Below are 14,771 nucleotides of genomic sequence, written 5' to 3' on the forward strand. Positions count from 1 at the left end.
TCGTAAGGCGCGTCGTCTGTGGCGTTCAGCCGAAGTGCCGATCACGATAGACAAGGCCGATCGAATCGATAGCCTGCTATTTTTCCAGGTTGGTCTACCCTCAGATCAGACGTCTGAAACAAGGGGGGATTTTCCATGCTCGCGCAACTTCCACCGGCCTTACAGAATCTGCAGTTACCGCTTCGCCTGCGACTCTGGGACGGCCACGAGTTCAATCTGGGCCCGACGCCCAGCGTAACCATCGTCGTCAAGGACCCGCAGATGGTTACTCAATTCACCCACCCAAGCCTGGATGCGCTGGGTGCGGCGTTCGTCGAAGGCAAGCTGGAACTGGAGGGCTCGATCAGCGAGGTCATCCGGGTTTGCGACGAGTTGAGCAATGCGCTGCTCGACGAAGACGAAGGCAGGCAGCCGGTGCGTGCGCATCACGACAAGGACACTGACGCCAAGGCCATTTCCTACCACTACGACCTGTCAAATGCGTTCTACCAGCTCTGGCTGGATAGCGACATGGCGTATTCCTGTGCCTATTTCGAAACCGGCAGCGAAACCCTCGAACAGGCGCAGCAAGCCAAATTCCGCCATCTGTGCCGCAAGCTACGCTTGCAGCCGGGCGAATATTTGCTGGATGTCGGCTGCGGTTGGGGCGGCCTGGCGCGGTATGCGGCGCGAGAGTTCGGCGTAAAGGTGTTCGGTATTACTTTGAGCAAGGAGCAGTTGGCGCTGGCGCAGGAGCGAGTCAAGGCCGAAGGTCTGGCAGATCAGGTCGAACTGCAATTGCTCGACTATCGCGATCTGCCGCAGGACGGCCGCTTCGACAAGGTTGTCAGCGTCGGCATGTTCGAACACGTTGGCCATGCCAATCTCGCCGAGTATTGCGCAACGCTATTTGGCGCGGTGAAGGAGGGCGGCCTGGTGATGAACCACGGCATCACCGCCAAACACACCGATGGCCGCCCGGTTGGACGCGGCGCTGGCGACTTTATCGAAAAATACGTGTTCCCCAACGGCGAGCTGCCGCATCTGGCGATGATCTCAGCCGAGATCAGTGAAGCCGGGCTGGAAATCGTCGATGTCGAAAGCTTGCGCCTGCACTACGCGCGCACGCTCGATCACTGGAGTGAGCGACTGGAGGATAACCTCGAAGCTGCGGCGACACTGGTGCCTGAGCAAGCACTGCGAATCTGGCGCCTGTATCTGGCCGGGTGCGCGTATGCCTTTGCGCGTGGCTGGATCAATCTGCATCAGATCCTCGCCGTGAAAGCGCATCCGGATGGCAGCCACGAACTGCCGTGGACCCGCGACGACATCTACCACCCCTGAAACGGGGCGCTCAGAGTATCGGCGAAATCAGCCGGGCGATCCGCATGCCGACCTGTTGCAGGCGGTGGATCTCCCGGCTTTCTTCTTTGGCCACTTCATCGGCCAGGGCGAAATCGTCATTGAGCATTTGTTCCACGGCGGCGGCGAACTCGCTGTCGACGGTCAGCAACATCACTTCGAAATTCAGGCGAAACGAGCGATTGTCCAGATTGGCGCTGCCGATGGCGCTGATTTCGCTGTCGATCAGCACCACTTTCTGATGCAGGAAACCCGGTCGATAGCGGAACACCCGCACGCCGGCACGCACCGCCTCAAAGGCATACAGGCTGGACGCGGCATAGACAATGCGGTGATCAGGCCGTGACGGCAACAGCAGGCGCACATCGACACCACGCAAAACTGCCAGCCTCAATGCCGCGAACACCGCTTCGTCCGGGACAAAGTAAGGGCTGGTGATCCATACGCGTTGCGTTGCTGCGTGAATGGCTTCGACGAAAAACAGCGAGCAGGTTTCGTAGGCATCCGCCGGGCCGCTGGCGAGCAATTGGCAAAGCACGCCGTCCTCCGGATACGCATCCGGAAGGATCAACGGCGGCAGAGTACGAGCAGCCCAGAACCAATCTTCCGCAAACGATTCCTGCATGCAGGCCACCACCGGCCCGCGGACTTTGACGTGGGTGTCACGCCATGGCGCCAGCGGTGGTTTCTCACCCATGTATTCATCGCCGACGTTATGCCCGCCGACAAACCCGACTACGCCATCGACCACGACGATTTTGCGGTGGTTGCGGAAGTTGACCTGAAAGCGGTTGAGCCAGCCGCTGCGCGTGGCAAAGGCTTTGACCTCGACGCCGGCATCACGCAGCGCTTGCACGTAATGATGGGGCAGGGCATGGCTGCCAATGCGGTCATAGAGCAAATGAATCGACACGCCTTCGGCGGCTTTCTTCAACAGCAGATCACGCAAGCGCTGGCCGAGCCGATCGTCGTGAATGATGAAGAATTGGATCAGCACGGCTTCCTTCGCTTGTGCGATCGCCTGGAAAATCGCATCGAAAGTCTCGGTGCCGTTCACCAGCAGTTGCACCTCGTTGTTCGCCAGGCACGGCATGCGCCCCAGTTTCGGCATTGCGCGCAGTGAGGCGTAGGCACTCGACGCGCGAGCGGCCAAGGCTTCTTCCACCCACGGGCGCCAGTTCAACTCTGAAATGGCCAGACGCATCTGCTCGTTGGCCTGGCGCCGCGCCTTGATGTAACCATCGAAGGTGCTGCGACCAAAGACCAGATACGGAATAAGCGTGAGGTAGGGAATGAAGATCAGCGACAATGCCCAGGCGATCGAGCCTTGCGCAGTGCGCACGGTGAGCACCGCATGGATTGCAGCGATCGAACCGAGTGTGTGCAACAGGGCGATCAGGTAACCGAAAATGTGCGGTCCGAAAAAATCCATGGGGCAGCCTTGCTCCGTGAGATGCAATGCTTAACAGACCATGTTCTGCGGCGAATGTCTCTATTTAATCGGTGCATGAACCGACGCAACCGGCCGGCGTCTAACGGCCACAACTGATCAGGAGTTTCTCGATGAACGTTCGTCTGCTGGGTTTGGCGCTGGGCCTGGGTTTGGCATTACCGGTGGTTGCGCAAGCACAAATGCTGCAGCCGGGGTTGTGGGAAATGTCTTCGAGCAATCTGAAGGTCGATGATCAGGCCATGGACGTGCAATCGATCCTTGGCCAGATTCAAGGCCAGATCACCCCGCAGCAGCGCGCGGCGCTGGAGAAGAACGGCATCAACATCGGCGGCAAAGGTATCCGCGCCTGCCTGACGCCGCAGCAGGTCGCGACCAACGACATCCCGCTGGCCGATCCGCAATCGGGCTGCAAGCAGCAGATTACCGAGCGCACCGGCAACCAGTGGAAATTCCGCTTCAGCTGCCCGAAAGCCCAAGGCACCGGTGTGGCGACATTCCTCAGTGACCGCGAATTCACCACCGTCGCCAATGGCACCTTCAACGCCATCGGCATCAACCAGAAGGGCAGCCTGGAAACTCGCGCAGTCTGGTTGGGTCAGGATTGCGGCACGGTAAAACCCCGCGCTTAAACCCTCTGCGACGCCCACAGTTGGAAGCCATTCCAACTGTGGGAGCGAGCCTGCTCGCGAATAGATCGGAAGTGCACCTCAAGTCATGGCTGACTCAACGCCTTGTACAGCGTATTGAGGTTGTATTCGAACAGCCCGGTAAAGGTGCTCGCCGGTCCGCTCGCCGCCAGTGCATCCGAGTACAGCGTGCCGCCAATGTGCGCGCCGCTTTCATCCGCGATCTGCTTGAGCAGGCGCGCGTCCTTGATGTTTTCCATGAACACCGCTTTGACCTTGGCCTGGCGAATCTGCGTGATCAGCTCAGCGACTTCGGCGGCGGAGGGTTCGCTTTCGGTGGATAAACCCTGTGGCGCGATAAAGTCGATGCCATAAGCCTGACCCAGATAGCCAAAGGCATCGTGGCTGGTGACGATCTTGCGGTTGCCCGGCGGCAGCGCGCCGAGTTTGTTTTTGGCTTCGGCGAGCAGGGCATAGATCTGCTTGAGGTAGGTCTGGCTGTTGCGCTCGTAGTCAGCCTTGTTGCCCGGGTCGGCGGCGATCAGCGCCTTGGTGATGTTGGCGACGTACAACTCGGCGTTCGCCAGATTGTGCCAGGCGTGTGGATCGGGAACGGTCTCGCCGTCCTCATCGAGCGAACGTGGAATCACCCCGCGACTGGCACTGATCACCGTTGCCTTGCTGTCGGTGCTGGTCACCAGGCGATCCAGCCAAGGTTCGAAACCGAGGCCGTTCTTGATGATCACTTTGGCTTTGAGCAGCGCCTTGGCGTCATCCGGTGTCGGCTCGTAGGTGTGCGCATCGGCGTCCGCGCCGACCATGTTGGTGATCTGAACGTGCTCGCCGCCGACCTGATGAACCATGTCGGCGAGGATGCTGAAGCTGGTGACCACCGGCAGTTTTTCGGCGGCTGACAAGGACATCGACAGCATCAGGCTGAACAGCACGAGTAGAGCGCGCATCGGGAAACACCTCATTGGGATGTGAGCAAAGGCGGGCGGCGCAGCAAACCATGAACCGGTCCCAACAACACCGACAGCAGATAGCCGACCCCCGCGACCAGCACGATGGCCGGGCCGCTGGGCAGCGAGTAGTAGAACGACAGCAGCAAGCCCAGCCACACAGACACGCAGCCCATGACGGCGGCGGTGGCAATCAGTACCGGCAGACGACGACTCCAGAATCTCGACGCGGCAGCCGGAAGCATCATCAGCCCGACAACCATCAGTGCGCCGATGGCCTGAAAGCCGATCACCAGATTCAGCACGACCAGAGTCAGGAACACGCCATGAGCCAGTGGCCCGAGGCGACTGACCGTGCGCAAGAACAATGGGTCCAGTGTGTCCAGCAGCAGGGGTTTGTAGATCGCCGCCATCGCCATGAGGCTGACCGCCGAGACCCACAGCATGCCGGTCAGCGTCGGTCCATCCACGGCTAGCGCCGAACCGAACAGCAAGTGCAGAAGGTCGAGGCGCTTGCCGGCGATGCCAAGGATCAAAACGCCGCTCGCCAGTGAGATCGGATAGATCGCGGCGAGGCTGGCATCTTCTCGCAACCCCGTTCGCCGGGTGATCCAGGCAGCAAGTCCGGCCATGCTCAGCCCGGCTCCCAAGCCACCGAGGGTGAGTGCGGGAAGACTCAAACCGGCAAACCAGAATCCCAGCGCTGCACCAGGGAGAATGCCGTGGGCGACGGCGTCACCGATCAAACTCATACGCCTGAGGATCAGAAAAACACCCAAGGGCGCGGTGCTGCATGCCAGCACCAGGCCGCCGAGCAAGGCGCGGCGCATGAACACAAATTCGCTGAACGGCTGGCAGAAATGGCTGAGGGTGGCGAGCATCAGGCGACCTGCATGTGCGCTGTCGGCTGGATCAGTTCTCGGCTGGTTGCGTACACGCAGTGGCCGTTTTTGATCAACAGGGTATTCGGAATGTGTTGGCGGACAGCCGCCAGGTCGTGGCAGACCACGAGCAGTGTTCGGCCTTCGGCGTGCCAGTGATGAATGTGTTGCCAGAGCAATTGCTGGCCGAGTTCGTCGAGTGCGGCGTGCGGTTCATCAAGCAACAGCACCGGGGCGTCTGCGAGGCTCAGTCGCGCGAGCAGGGCACGTTGTAGCTCACCGCCGGACAGGGCCATCAACGGACGCTGTTCGAGTCCACTCAAATGCCAGTCTTCCAATGCGTTTTTCAGTCGCTGCGTGCGCAGCTGTGTCGAGAGCCGACGGCCCCAGAAACCTGCGGCGATGAGCTCTTCGAGGCTGATTGGAAACTGCCGATCCAAATGCTGCTGTTGCGGCAGAAAGGAAATTCCGCTTTGGCGTGGAACAGCCATTTCCACCTTGCCGGCCAAGGGCTTCTGCAAACCGGCGATGACTTTCAGCAGACTGCTTTTGCCGCAGCCGTTGGCGCCGATGATTGCGGTCAGGCTGGCGCTTTCGAACTCAAGACTCAAAGGCGTCGTCAGCGGTTGGCCGGGTGCGCCCCATACCAAGGATTGGCAGCGGATCATTTTTGCTCCCGCTGCCAGCTGCTTTCGGCGACCGCGTCGTGGGCATGCAGGCTTTCGGCGTGGATCACGCGGATGTGGAATTGGTTGACGCCGGGCGTGCGCTGCAGTGCCTGATTGAGGCGGCGGGCGGCGTCTTCGCAGAACATCAGGTTTTGCCCATTGGCAAGAGCGAAGGCTTGCTCGTCGGGGCGCTTTACTGCGGTCTGCACGGCGGTGCCGAGGGCTGCTTCGGCGCCATTGATGATCGCGGTCAGCGGTAGCTCGTCGATGAAACTGTCGAGATGCAGGTGCAGTTGCGCATAACTGCGTTGGCTGTGCGGTGTCGCCACGATCCCTTTGGTTGAGCCAAGCCATGCCAAAACATCTGCGTGTTGCAGAGCCTTGTTGGCGAAATCGTCGACGAATTGCTGTTGGATCATCTGCCTTGCCAAGGCTGCCGAGCATGGGCATGTCGAGGCATAGGGCACCTCGATTTTTAGTTCCACGTGGAACATTTGCTGTTTCAGGCTCGCTGAAATAATTGTCGGATAGGATTTCCAGCCGGCTAGGGGGCTGACTAACGCCGGCCGTTTCAGCAATAAGTCGGTGTGAATGTTCAGATATGCGCAGGCTGATAGACCTTGGTGACTTACCAGAAAACACTTGAGTACCTGATGCAGCAAAGCGGGAGAAAGGCTTCGCTGTTCGAGGGTTTCGAGTGCCAGATACAAGCGCGACATGTGAATACCACGTGCTTCACCATCGTCCAGACTCACACCAGCGTCGACTCTGGCGCTGAGACGTTGGCCTTCGAGCACAACGGGTAGAGCAATCCCACGCATTCCCACCCAATCCAGAGGCAATGTCTGGCGTGCAGATTGTGCGGCGATATCCGGGAGAGTAAGAGCATTCATAGTGAGACCGTCGTGTTGATCTCTATTTACGTTACAATATAACAATCCATTCGGCGATGCTTTTTTCATGAAAAGCTTTTCACTAGCAGCCCGTCATCCGGCTGCACGTGAACCTTGCGCTGCTACCACCCGAGCTGGAAAAGCGATTGAGTGTCGTCCAGCCGACACGACGGGTGTAGCCAACCCAAGCCTCGCCATCGGAGGCGATGCCGGTAAAAAAGGTTAATTGGCCGAAGCGGCTGTTGGTCTGTGCCCAATAGCGATGGCCGTCCTTCTCGAATCCGCGCAGGTAAAGCGTAGTGCCGACCGTATTGACGCTATAGGCGTTGCCGTCGGCGTCCACGCACGCCAGCAGATTAGCGCTGCGTGTGCAGTGCGCGAGCGCCGGCATCTGCGCTTGTGCTTGGCTGGCCAGCGACATGGCAAAGCTCAAAAGCAGGTATTTCAACCCCTTGTTCATTGCGAGTTTCCACGATCGGTGGTGCAGCAATTTGCGAAATCTCCTCTGCCGGACTGGCAAACTCAAGTTGTTATACTATAACATAAATCGCAACCAGCCTGAGCTGCCGATCACAATCGTATGCCTTCTTTGACCCGGTTAAATGAAGCGCAACACGCCAAGCGCACCTCAAAGCGCAAATCGGCTGCTATTTATGAGGATTATCCAATGTCAGCCAGATTGCCCGTCACCGTACTTTCAGGATTTCTCGGTGCCGGAAAAAGTACACTTCTGAATTACGTACTACGTAACCGAGACGGCTTGCGCGTTGCGGTGATCGTCAACGATATGAGCGAGATCAACATCGATGGCAGTGAAGTCCAGCGTGATGTCAGCCTGAACCGCGCTGAGGAAAAACTCATCGAAATGAGCAATGGCTGTATCTGCTGTACGTTACGTGAAGATTTACTGGAAGAAGTCAGCAAACTTGCCCGTGAGGATCGTTTCGATTACCTGCTCATCGAGTCCACTGGCATTTCCGAACCGCTTCCGGTCGCTGAAACCTTCACCTTCCGCGATGAACAGGGGCAAAGCCTCGCCGACATCGCTCGCCTGGATACCATGGTCACGGTCGTCGACGGCGTGAATTTCCTGCTGGATTACCAGGCGGCCGAAAGCCTTGCCTCTCGCGGCGAAATTCTCGGTGAAGAAGACGAGCGTTCCATCACCGATCTGTTGATCGAACAGATCGAGTTCGCCGACGTCCTGCTGATCAGCAAAATCGACATGATCAGCCAGCACGAGCGCGAAGAACTCACCGCTATCCTCAAGCGCCTGAATGCCCAGGCTGAAATCATTCCAATGGTGATGGGCGAAATCCCGCTGGAGAAAATCCTCAACACCGGTCGTTTCGATTTCGAACAGGCCGCACAAGCGCCCGGATGGCTACAGGAGTTGCGCGGTGAGCACGTCCCGGAAACACAGGAATACGGCATCGCCTCCACGGCCTACCGCGCCCGCCGGCCCTTCCACCCGCAACGCTTTTTCAGCTTCATTGACCGCCCATGGCTGAACGGCAAGCTGCTGCGCTCCAAAGGCTTCTTCTGGCTCGCCAGCAAACCCACCGATGCCGGTAGCTGGTCTCAGGCAGGCGGCTTGATGCGGCATGGATTCGCCGGTCGCTGGTGGCGTTTTGTGCCAAAGAATCAATGGCCCGAAGATCAGGAAAGCGCCCAGGCGATCATGGGAAACTGGATTCCAAGCGTAGGAGATTGCCGGCAGGAACTGGTTTTCATTGGTCAGAACATCGATTTCCTACAGCTCTCCGCCGAACTCGATGCCTGCCTTTTGACCGACGAAGAAATGGCCATGGGTGTAGAAGGCTGGCGTTTGCTGCCTGATCCATTCGGCCCGTGGCACGAAGAGGCCGCCTGATGCTCGTACTCAAGGACCGGCCGCTTCTTGCCCGTCATCAGTACCAGGGCCTGACACCGCAAACGTTGACGCGAATCTTGGAAGACCAGACCAATCTCGCGGTCTGGCAACGCCAGCTGCCCGTGCACATCGCCGATTTTGCGCAATTGGTGCTGTCGCTCAACGAGCCCTTGGCCGAGTCGCTTTGCCTGGAATTGGCTGACGAGGACGCTGAGCCGGATCTCGCCGGTCTGGCTGCAGGGCTGTGTGATCTGCAAGGATTCGAAGGCTTCATGAGCGACCTCAAGTGGCTGATCAGTGCCTTCGCCTGTCTGTTGGGCGCGCGGCGTATCGGCGTGCGTTTGCGCGTGCTGGACAAGGCCATGTGTCCGCGTTTCCACGTCGATCACGTGCCGGTGCGCCTGATCACTACTTACGCTGGCATCGGCAGCCAATGGCTTGAGGAGGGTGCGATGGACCGCGCGCAACTTGGCCAGTCCAATGCCGAACCGCAAGATCCAGCGTCGATTCGCCAGCTCAACAGCGGCGACGTCGCGCTGCTCAAAGGCGAAAAATGGCACGGCAATGAAGGCTTCGGCCTGATCCATCGTTCGCCGCAACCGGCACCCGGTGAGCGCCGTCTGTTGCTAACCCTCGACTGGCTCGGCTGACACATCAGGGCTTGCGCCAGACGCCCTGGCTCTGGCCTTCGCAATATGGCTTGAGATACGCCGTATCGGTGGCCACGCCGTAATAGTGGATATCCTGGCGATAGGGCATATTGGCGACTTGCGCGTTGCTGCACACGCCGAAAGCGCCGCTCGGGCACTGGTCGACGTATTCCACCTCGACCTTCTGCCCGGCCAGCGTCGGTTGGCAGAAGCCGTCATTGAACAATTTCTGCGGAATCGTCCGGTTCTGCTGACAGACTTTGACGTCGAGCCGTTCGCCCTGTGTGTGCACCACGCAGGCCTCGGCCCACGCTTCACTCGACAGCAGCGCCAACAGCAACGACCATCCCGACCAGCGCATCTTCGATCTCCTCAATAACTGTCCGCAGAAAGTACCCGCCATGTTGCAGAACATTCCGACCCACGTCATCGCCGGCCCGTTGGGCGCCGGCAAGACCAGCCTGATTCGCCAGTTGCTGGCGCAACGGCCGGCGGACGAACGCTGGGCGGTGCTGATCAACGAGTTCGGCCAGATTGGTCTGGACGCCGCGCTGCTGACTCGCGACGACGATGGTATCGCACTGGGTGAGGTGGCCGGGGGCTGCCTGTGTTGCGTCAATGGCGCGCCATTCCAGATCGGCCTTGGCCGCCTGCTGCGCAAGGCCAGGCCGGATCGATTGTTTATCGAGCCATCCGGGCTGGGCCATCCGGCGCAATTGCTCAAGCAATTGCACGAGGCGCCGTGGTTGGGCGTGCTGGCGGTTCAGCCCTGTGTGCTGGTTCTGGACGCTCAGGCGTTGCACGCAGGTAGAGCCTTGCCGGACGCCCAGCAGCAAGCATTGACCAGCGCGGGTTTGCTGCTGTTGAACAAGGCGGAAGATCTCGATGAAGCGATTCGAGAGAAAATCGCCAGCCAGTTGCCGCCCGTCAGACTGATCTGGACGCAGCAAGCGCAACTGCCTCTGAGCGAGCTTCCGGGGCTGGCAGTAAAAGCGAACGAAGGCGCAGGGCATCTGCCGCTGCCCACTGGATTGGCACAGCTGCCAGCGGTCTGGAGCGATCCGGCCGAACCGATTTGCCTGAGTCAGGCGCAGGAGGGTGGATGGAGCATCGGTTGGCGCTGGCATCCGCGGCAGGTATTTGATCAAGCACGTATCGCCGATTGGCTGAGCGCGCTCGACTGGAAGCGGGCCAAACTGCTTATCCACAGCACGGATGGCTGGCTCTCGGCCAATGCGCTGGAGGATGCCGAGCTGAGTTGGCAAGCCAGCGAATGGCGAAAAGACTCAAGAATCGAGCTGATCTTCGCTGAACCGCAGAACATCGAACAGCTGCAAGCCGGTTTGGCGGAATGCCGGATTCAGTGAGTCAGCTCAAGGCTTCCACTTCGTATGTTCCTGGCGCCACTGGCTCAGCTCGATGACTTCGGCGCGAGGCTTGTGCACTTCGACCACCGGCGGCGTATCGTCGAACGGCGCCGGGTAGGGTGCCAGTTCAATCTGCGCACTGTGCGCGCCGAACTGGGTGACGGTGCCGTTGTGGCGGCTTTCGCCGGTCACGGTGAACTCGAAGTTGTAGACCCGCGCCAGCCGCCGGCGACCGTTGGCATCCCTGATCAGACCGATCTTTTTCAGCGCGACGTTACCGTCCAGCAGTTCAACGCCAACATTGGTGCAATGCTGCTTGACCCGCTCCAGCGCGCGCTCGCGCAAGCCGTGGTTGTGCCATAGCCAGGCACCAGCGGCGGCGAACAGCATCAGCACGAAGATGTTTTCCAGGGTCAGCATCGACATCGAACTCCAAATGATGGCGTCAGCTTAACTGTCTCGCCGGTCTGTCGTACAGGCTGTGTTTCGTCGCATACTGCGCGGCTTGAATTTCAATCGTTTTACGGAATGACCCGAATGAAACGTACGCCTCATCTGCTCGCCATCCAGTCCCACGTGGTGTTTGGCCACGCCGGCAACAGCGCTGCGGTTTTTCCGATGCAGCGCGTCGGGGTCAATGTCTGGCCGCTCAACACCGTGCAGTTCTCCAACCACACCCAGTATGGTCAGTGGGCCGGTGAAGTGCTGGCGCCACAGCAGATTCCCGAACTGATCGAAGGCATCGCCGCAATTGGCGAGCTGGGCAACTGCGACGCGGTGCTCTCCGGCTACCTCGGCAGCGCCGCGCAGGGACGGGCGATTCTCAGCGGTGTGGCGCGGATCAAAGCGGTCAATCCGAAGATGCTGTATCTGTGTGATCCGGTCATGGGTCATCCGGAAAAGGGTTGCAGCGTGCCCACCGAGGTCAGCGATTTCCTCCTCGATGAAGCTGCGGCCGTGGCGGACATCATGTGCCCGAACCAGTTGGAGCTGGACAGTTTTTCCGGGCGCAAGCCGCAGTCGCTGTTCGATTGCCTGGCGATGGCACGGGCGCTGCTGGCGCGCGGGCCGAAAGCGGTACTGGTCAAGCATCTGGATTATCCGGGCAAACCGGCGGATGGCTTCGAAATGCTGTTGGTGACCGCCGAGGGCAGCTGGCATCTGCGCCGTCCGTTGCTGGCGTTTCCACGTCAGCCAGTGGGCGTCGGCGATCTGACCTCTGGTCTGTTCCTGGCGCGGGTGTTGCTGGGCGACAGCCTGCTGGCAGCGTTCGAATTCACCGCAGCGGCGGTGCATGAGGTGTTGCTGGAAACCCAGGCGTGCGCCAGTTACGAGCTGCAACTGGTGCGGGCGCAGGATCGCATTGCGCATCCGCGGGTGAAGTTCGAGGCTACAGCGATCAGTCTCTGAGACCGGGTCGTCTCTATTCGCGAGCAGGCTCGCTCCCACAGGAAGAATGCATTCCAGATGTGGGAGCGAGCCTGCTCGCGAAAGCTATTTGTCAGGCAACATCGATCAAGGCTGGTCAGGCGTCGCCCTTGATCTCCTGATAACGCTTCTCCAGCTCCTGGCGAATCTGCCGACGCTGCTGCGCCTGCATGAAGCGGCGCTTGTCTTCGCTGTTCTGCGGTTGCAGCGGTGGCACGGCGGCCGGTTTGCGCTGATCATCCACCGCGACCATGGTGAAGAAGCAGCTGTTGGTGTGGCGCACCGAGCGTTCGCGGATGTTTTCGGTGACCACTTTGATGCCAACTTCCATCGACGTGTTGCCGGTGTAGTTGACCGAGGCCAGGAACGTCACCAGTTCGCCGACATGAATCGGCTCACGGAAAATCACCTGATCCACCGACAGGGTTACCACGTAGCGCCCGGCATAACGGCTGGCGCAGGCGTAAGCCACTTCGTCGAGGTATTTGAGCAGGGTGCCGCCGTGGACATTGCCAGAGAAGTTGGCCATGTCGGGGGTCATCAGTACCGTCATCGACAGCTGGGCGTTTCCGGGTTCCATAACGTTCTCACGGATCAAGGCTGATTGCAGGAAGCGCCTCTGCGGGCACCTGGTGGCTTTTCAAAAAGCACCGTTATCGGGACGCCGCGCGGCGGGCCGCCGTCACGCCGGTAGCGATCTGTTTCCATATATTGCACCGGCTTCCAGAGCGAAGTCGCGGTGTTAACCTGCAAAAGCCCTGCCCAAGGGCAATTCCTACATCAAAAGCGGATTTTTACACTGCTCGCGCAGACCTTTCTGACGTCTGTCCGCGCGCCTCGTCATCAAGGAGCCCACGCCATGCATGCCATCAGTTTTATTCAGGACCTGGCAGTGATCATGCTGGTCGCAGGCGTGGTGACCGTGCTGTTCCACCGTTTCAAGCAGCCTGTGGTTCTCGGCTACATCGTTGCCGGCTTCATCATTGGCCCGCACACGCCGCCGTTCGGCCTGATTCACGACGAAGAAACCATCAAGACCCTGGCCGAACTCGGGGTGATCTTCCTGATGTTCTGCCTCGGCCTGGAGTTCAGCCTGCGCAAGCTGTTCAAGGTCGGCGCGACGGCGTTCATTGCCGCGTTTCTCGAAATCATTCTGATGATCTGGATCGGCTACGAAATCGGCCGCTGGTTCGACTGGAACACCATGGATTCGTTGTTCCTTGGCGCCATTCTGGCGATCTCCTCGACCACCATCATCGTCAAAGCGCTGAACGATCTGAAGATGAAGAACGAGCGCTTTGCGCAGTTGATCTTCGGTGTGCTGATTGTCGAGGACATCCTTGGCATCGGCATCATCGCGCTGCTGTCGAGCATCGCCGTCAGCGGCACGGTGAGCTCGGGCGAAGTGTTCTCCACGGTCGGCAAGCTGTCGCTGTTCATGATCGTCGCGCTGGTCATCGGCATCCTGCTGGTGCCGCGTCTGCTGGCTTATGTGGCGAAATTCGAAAGCAACGAGATGCTGCTGATCACCGTGCTCGGCCTGTGTTTCGGCTTCTGTCTGCTGGTGGTCAAGCTCGAATACAGCATGGTGCTCGGCGCTTTCCTGATCGGCGCGATCATGGCCGAGTCCCGGCAATTGCTGAAAATCGAACGGCTGGTCGAGCCGGTTCGCGATCTGTTCAGCGCAATCTTTTTCGTCGCCATCGGGCTGATGCTCGACCCGCTGATTCTCATCGAATACGCCTGGCCGATTGCGGTAATTACCGTGGCCGTAGTGCTCGGCAAGATGTTGTCCTGCGGCCTCGGTGCGTTTATCGCCGGCAACGACGGACGGACTTCGCTGCGAGTCGGCATGGGTCTGTCACAGATTGGCGAATTTTCCTTCATCATCGCCGCGCTGGGCATGACCTTGCAGGTGACCAGCAACTTCCTCTACCCGGTCGCTGTAGCCGTGTCGGTGATCACCACGCTGCTGACGCCGTACCTGATTCGCGCGGCGGATCCGTTGTCGATCAAGCTCTCGGCCGCTGTGCCCAAGCGGCTCGGGCGGGTGCTCGGCATGTATGGCGAATGGTTGCGCAGTATTCAACCGCAGGGCGAGGGTGCGCTGCTGGCGTCGATGATCCGGCGGATCCTGTTGCAGGTCGGGGTCAATCTGGCGCTGGTGATTGCGATCTTCTTTGCCGGCGCATACTTCGCCGAACGCATGTCGTTGTGGCTGCAGGACTGGATCAGCGATCCGAGCTGGCAGAAGGCACTGATCTGGGGCGGGGCGTTGCTGGTCTCACTACCATTTCTGATCGCGGCTTATCGCAAGCTCAAGGCGCTGTCGATGCTGCTGGCGGAGATGGGCGTCAAGCCGGAGATGGCCGGTCGTCACACGCAGCGAGTGCGCCGGGTGATCGCCGAAGTGATCCCGATTCTCTCGCTGCTGGTGATTTTCCTGCTGCTGGCAGCCTTGTCGGCCAGTATCCTGCCGACCAACAAGTTGCTGGTGCTGATCGCCGTCGTGGCGGCCGCCGTAGCGGCGCTGCTGTGGCGCTGGTTCATCCGCGTGCATACGCGCATGCAGGTGGCCTTGCTGGAAACCCTCGACAACCACAAGGAGTCGTCGGGGCATTGACCACCC

The 14,771-nt window shown here is 59.7% G+C and carries 16 protein-coding genes; 7 read left to right on the top strand and 9 right to left on the bottom strand.

Annotated elements, in window-relative coordinates; translation table 11 throughout:
* Positions 1 to 135 precede the first annotated feature (135 nt).
* Positions 136 to 1,323 carry a C17 cyclopropane fatty acid synthase CfaB gene (gene cfaB, locus KVG85_RS20480; RefSeq protein WP_217864809.1) on the top strand — a complete coding sequence of 396 codons (1,188 nt, stop codon included), beginning with the start codon at positions 136 to 138 and terminating at the stop codon, positions 1,321 to 1,323.
* Positions 1,324 to 1,333: 10 nt separating this feature from the next.
* Here cfaB and cls read toward each other — a convergent pair whose 3' ends face one another.
* A complete protein-coding gene (gene cls, locus KVG85_RS20485) occupies positions 1,334 to 2,773 on the bottom strand; it encodes a cardiolipin synthase (protein ID WP_217864810.1) in 1,440 nt (479 codons plus the stop codon).
* A 131-nt stretch (positions 2,774 to 2,904) separates the two neighbouring features.
* Between cls and KVG85_RS20490 the strand changes: the two genes are divergently transcribed.
* Positions 2,905 to 3,423: a DUF3617 domain-containing protein gene (locus KVG85_RS20490; RefSeq protein ID WP_016772436.1), complete on the top strand. Its 519-nt coding sequence runs from the start codon at positions 2,905 to 2,907 to the stop codon at positions 3,421 to 3,423.
* 83 nt (positions 3,424 to 3,506) lie between these two features.
* Here KVG85_RS20490 and KVG85_RS20495 read toward each other — a convergent pair whose 3' ends face one another.
* From KVG85_RS20495 to KVG85_RS20515, 5 genes are all read right to left on the bottom strand, one after another.
* Positions 3,507 to 4,382, bottom strand: coding sequence for a metal ABC transporter substrate-binding protein (locus KVG85_RS20495; RefSeq protein WP_217864811.1), 876 nt, complete (start codon positions 4,380 to 4,382; stop codon positions 3,507 to 3,509).
* 11 nt (positions 4,383 to 4,393) lie between these two features.
* The gene (locus KVG85_RS20500; RefSeq protein ID WP_217864812.1) at positions 4,394 to 5,263 is read right to left on the bottom strand and encodes a metal ABC transporter permease; all 870 of its coding nucleotides are present in this window, start codon (positions 5,261 to 5,263) and stop codon (positions 4,394 to 4,396) included.
* Complete coding sequence (locus tag KVG85_RS20505) at positions 5,263 to 5,931, bottom strand: metal ABC transporter ATP-binding protein (RefSeq protein ID WP_217864813.1); 669 nt, start codon at positions 5,929 to 5,931, stop codon at positions 5,263 to 5,265. Before KVG85_RS20505 ends, KVG85_RS20500 begins: the two co-directional genes overlap by 1 nt.
* On the bottom strand, positions 5,928 to 6,824 hold the full coding sequence (gene folE2, locus KVG85_RS20510; RefSeq protein WP_217864814.1) for a GTP cyclohydrolase FolE2: 897 nt from the start codon (positions 6,822 to 6,824) through the stop codon (positions 5,928 to 5,930). The genes KVG85_RS20505 and folE2 overlap by 4 nt, the downstream gene beginning before the upstream one ends.
* 82 nt (positions 6,825 to 6,906) lie before the next feature.
* Positions 6,907 to 7,245 carry a glutamine synthetase gene (locus KVG85_RS20515; RefSeq protein WP_437182203.1) on the bottom strand — a complete coding sequence of 113 codons (339 nt, stop codon included), beginning with the start codon at positions 7,243 to 7,245 and terminating at the stop codon, positions 6,907 to 6,909.
* A gap of 246 nt (positions 7,246 to 7,491) precedes the next feature.
* Between KVG85_RS20515 and zigA the strand changes: the two genes are divergently transcribed.
* Together zigA and KVG85_RS20525 are read left to right on the top strand one after the other, a co-directional pair.
* Positions 7,492 to 8,697 carry a zinc metallochaperone GTPase ZigA gene (gene zigA, locus KVG85_RS20520; protein WP_217864816.1) on the top strand — a complete coding sequence of 402 codons (1,206 nt, stop codon included), beginning with the start codon at positions 7,492 to 7,494 and terminating at the stop codon, positions 8,695 to 8,697.
* A complete protein-coding gene (locus tag KVG85_RS20525) occupies positions 8,697 to 9,347 on the top strand; it encodes a DUF1826 domain-containing protein (RefSeq protein WP_217864817.1) in 651 nt (216 codons plus the stop codon). Before zigA ends, KVG85_RS20525 begins: the two co-directional genes overlap by 1 nt.
* 4 nt (positions 9,348 to 9,351) lie before the next feature.
* Here the strand turns inward: KVG85_RS20525 and KVG85_RS20530 are convergent, their stop codons facing one another.
* Positions 9,352 to 9,708: a hypothetical protein gene (locus tag KVG85_RS20530; protein ID WP_056790991.1), complete on the bottom strand. Its 357-nt coding sequence runs from the start codon at positions 9,706 to 9,708 to the stop codon at positions 9,352 to 9,354.
* A 40-nt stretch (positions 9,709 to 9,748) separates the two neighbouring features.
* Between KVG85_RS20530 and KVG85_RS20535 the strand changes: the two genes are divergently transcribed.
* Complete coding sequence (locus KVG85_RS20535; RefSeq protein ID WP_217864818.1) at positions 9,749 to 10,714, top strand: CobW family GTP-binding protein; 966 nt, start codon at positions 9,749 to 9,751, stop codon at positions 10,712 to 10,714.
* A 6-nt stretch (positions 10,715 to 10,720) separates the two neighbouring features.
* Here KVG85_RS20535 and KVG85_RS20540 read toward each other — a convergent pair whose 3' ends face one another.
* Positions 10,721 to 11,134, bottom strand: a complete 414-nt coding sequence (locus tag KVG85_RS20540; RefSeq protein WP_038861179.1) for a DUF3301 domain-containing protein — start codon at positions 11,132 to 11,134, stop codon at positions 10,721 to 10,723.
* Between the two features lie 117 nt (positions 11,135 to 11,251).
* On the opposite strand from KVG85_RS20540, the gene pdxY reads away from it, so the two are divergent.
* Positions 11,252 to 12,124 (top strand): pyridoxal kinase PdxY, encoded by an 873-nt coding sequence (gene pdxY, locus KVG85_RS20545; RefSeq protein ID WP_042608042.1) that lies wholly within the window; start codon positions 11,252 to 11,254, stop codon positions 12,122 to 12,124.
* Between the two features lie 115 nt (positions 12,125 to 12,239).
* Here the strand turns inward: pdxY and KVG85_RS20550 are convergent, their stop codons facing one another.
* Positions 12,240 to 12,722 (bottom strand): acyl-CoA thioesterase, encoded by a 483-nt coding sequence (locus KVG85_RS20550; protein ID WP_016772447.1) that lies wholly within the window; start codon positions 12,720 to 12,722, stop codon positions 12,240 to 12,242.
* Positions 12,723 to 13,001: 279 nt separating this feature from the next.
* Here KVG85_RS20550 and KVG85_RS20555 point away from each other — a divergent pair, with 279 nt between their 5' ends.
* Entirely contained in the window at positions 13,002 to 14,765 is a 1,764-nt protein-coding gene (locus KVG85_RS20555; protein ID WP_110599748.1) for a cation:proton antiporter, read from the top strand.
* The last annotated feature ends 6 nt before the right edge of the window (positions 14,766 to 14,771 follow it).

Origin of the sequence: Pseudomonas triticicola, assembly GCF_019145375.1 — a bacterium.
Classification (GTDB): domain Bacteria; phylum Pseudomonadota; class Gammaproteobacteria; order Pseudomonadales; family Pseudomonadaceae; genus Aquipseudomonas; species Aquipseudomonas triticicola.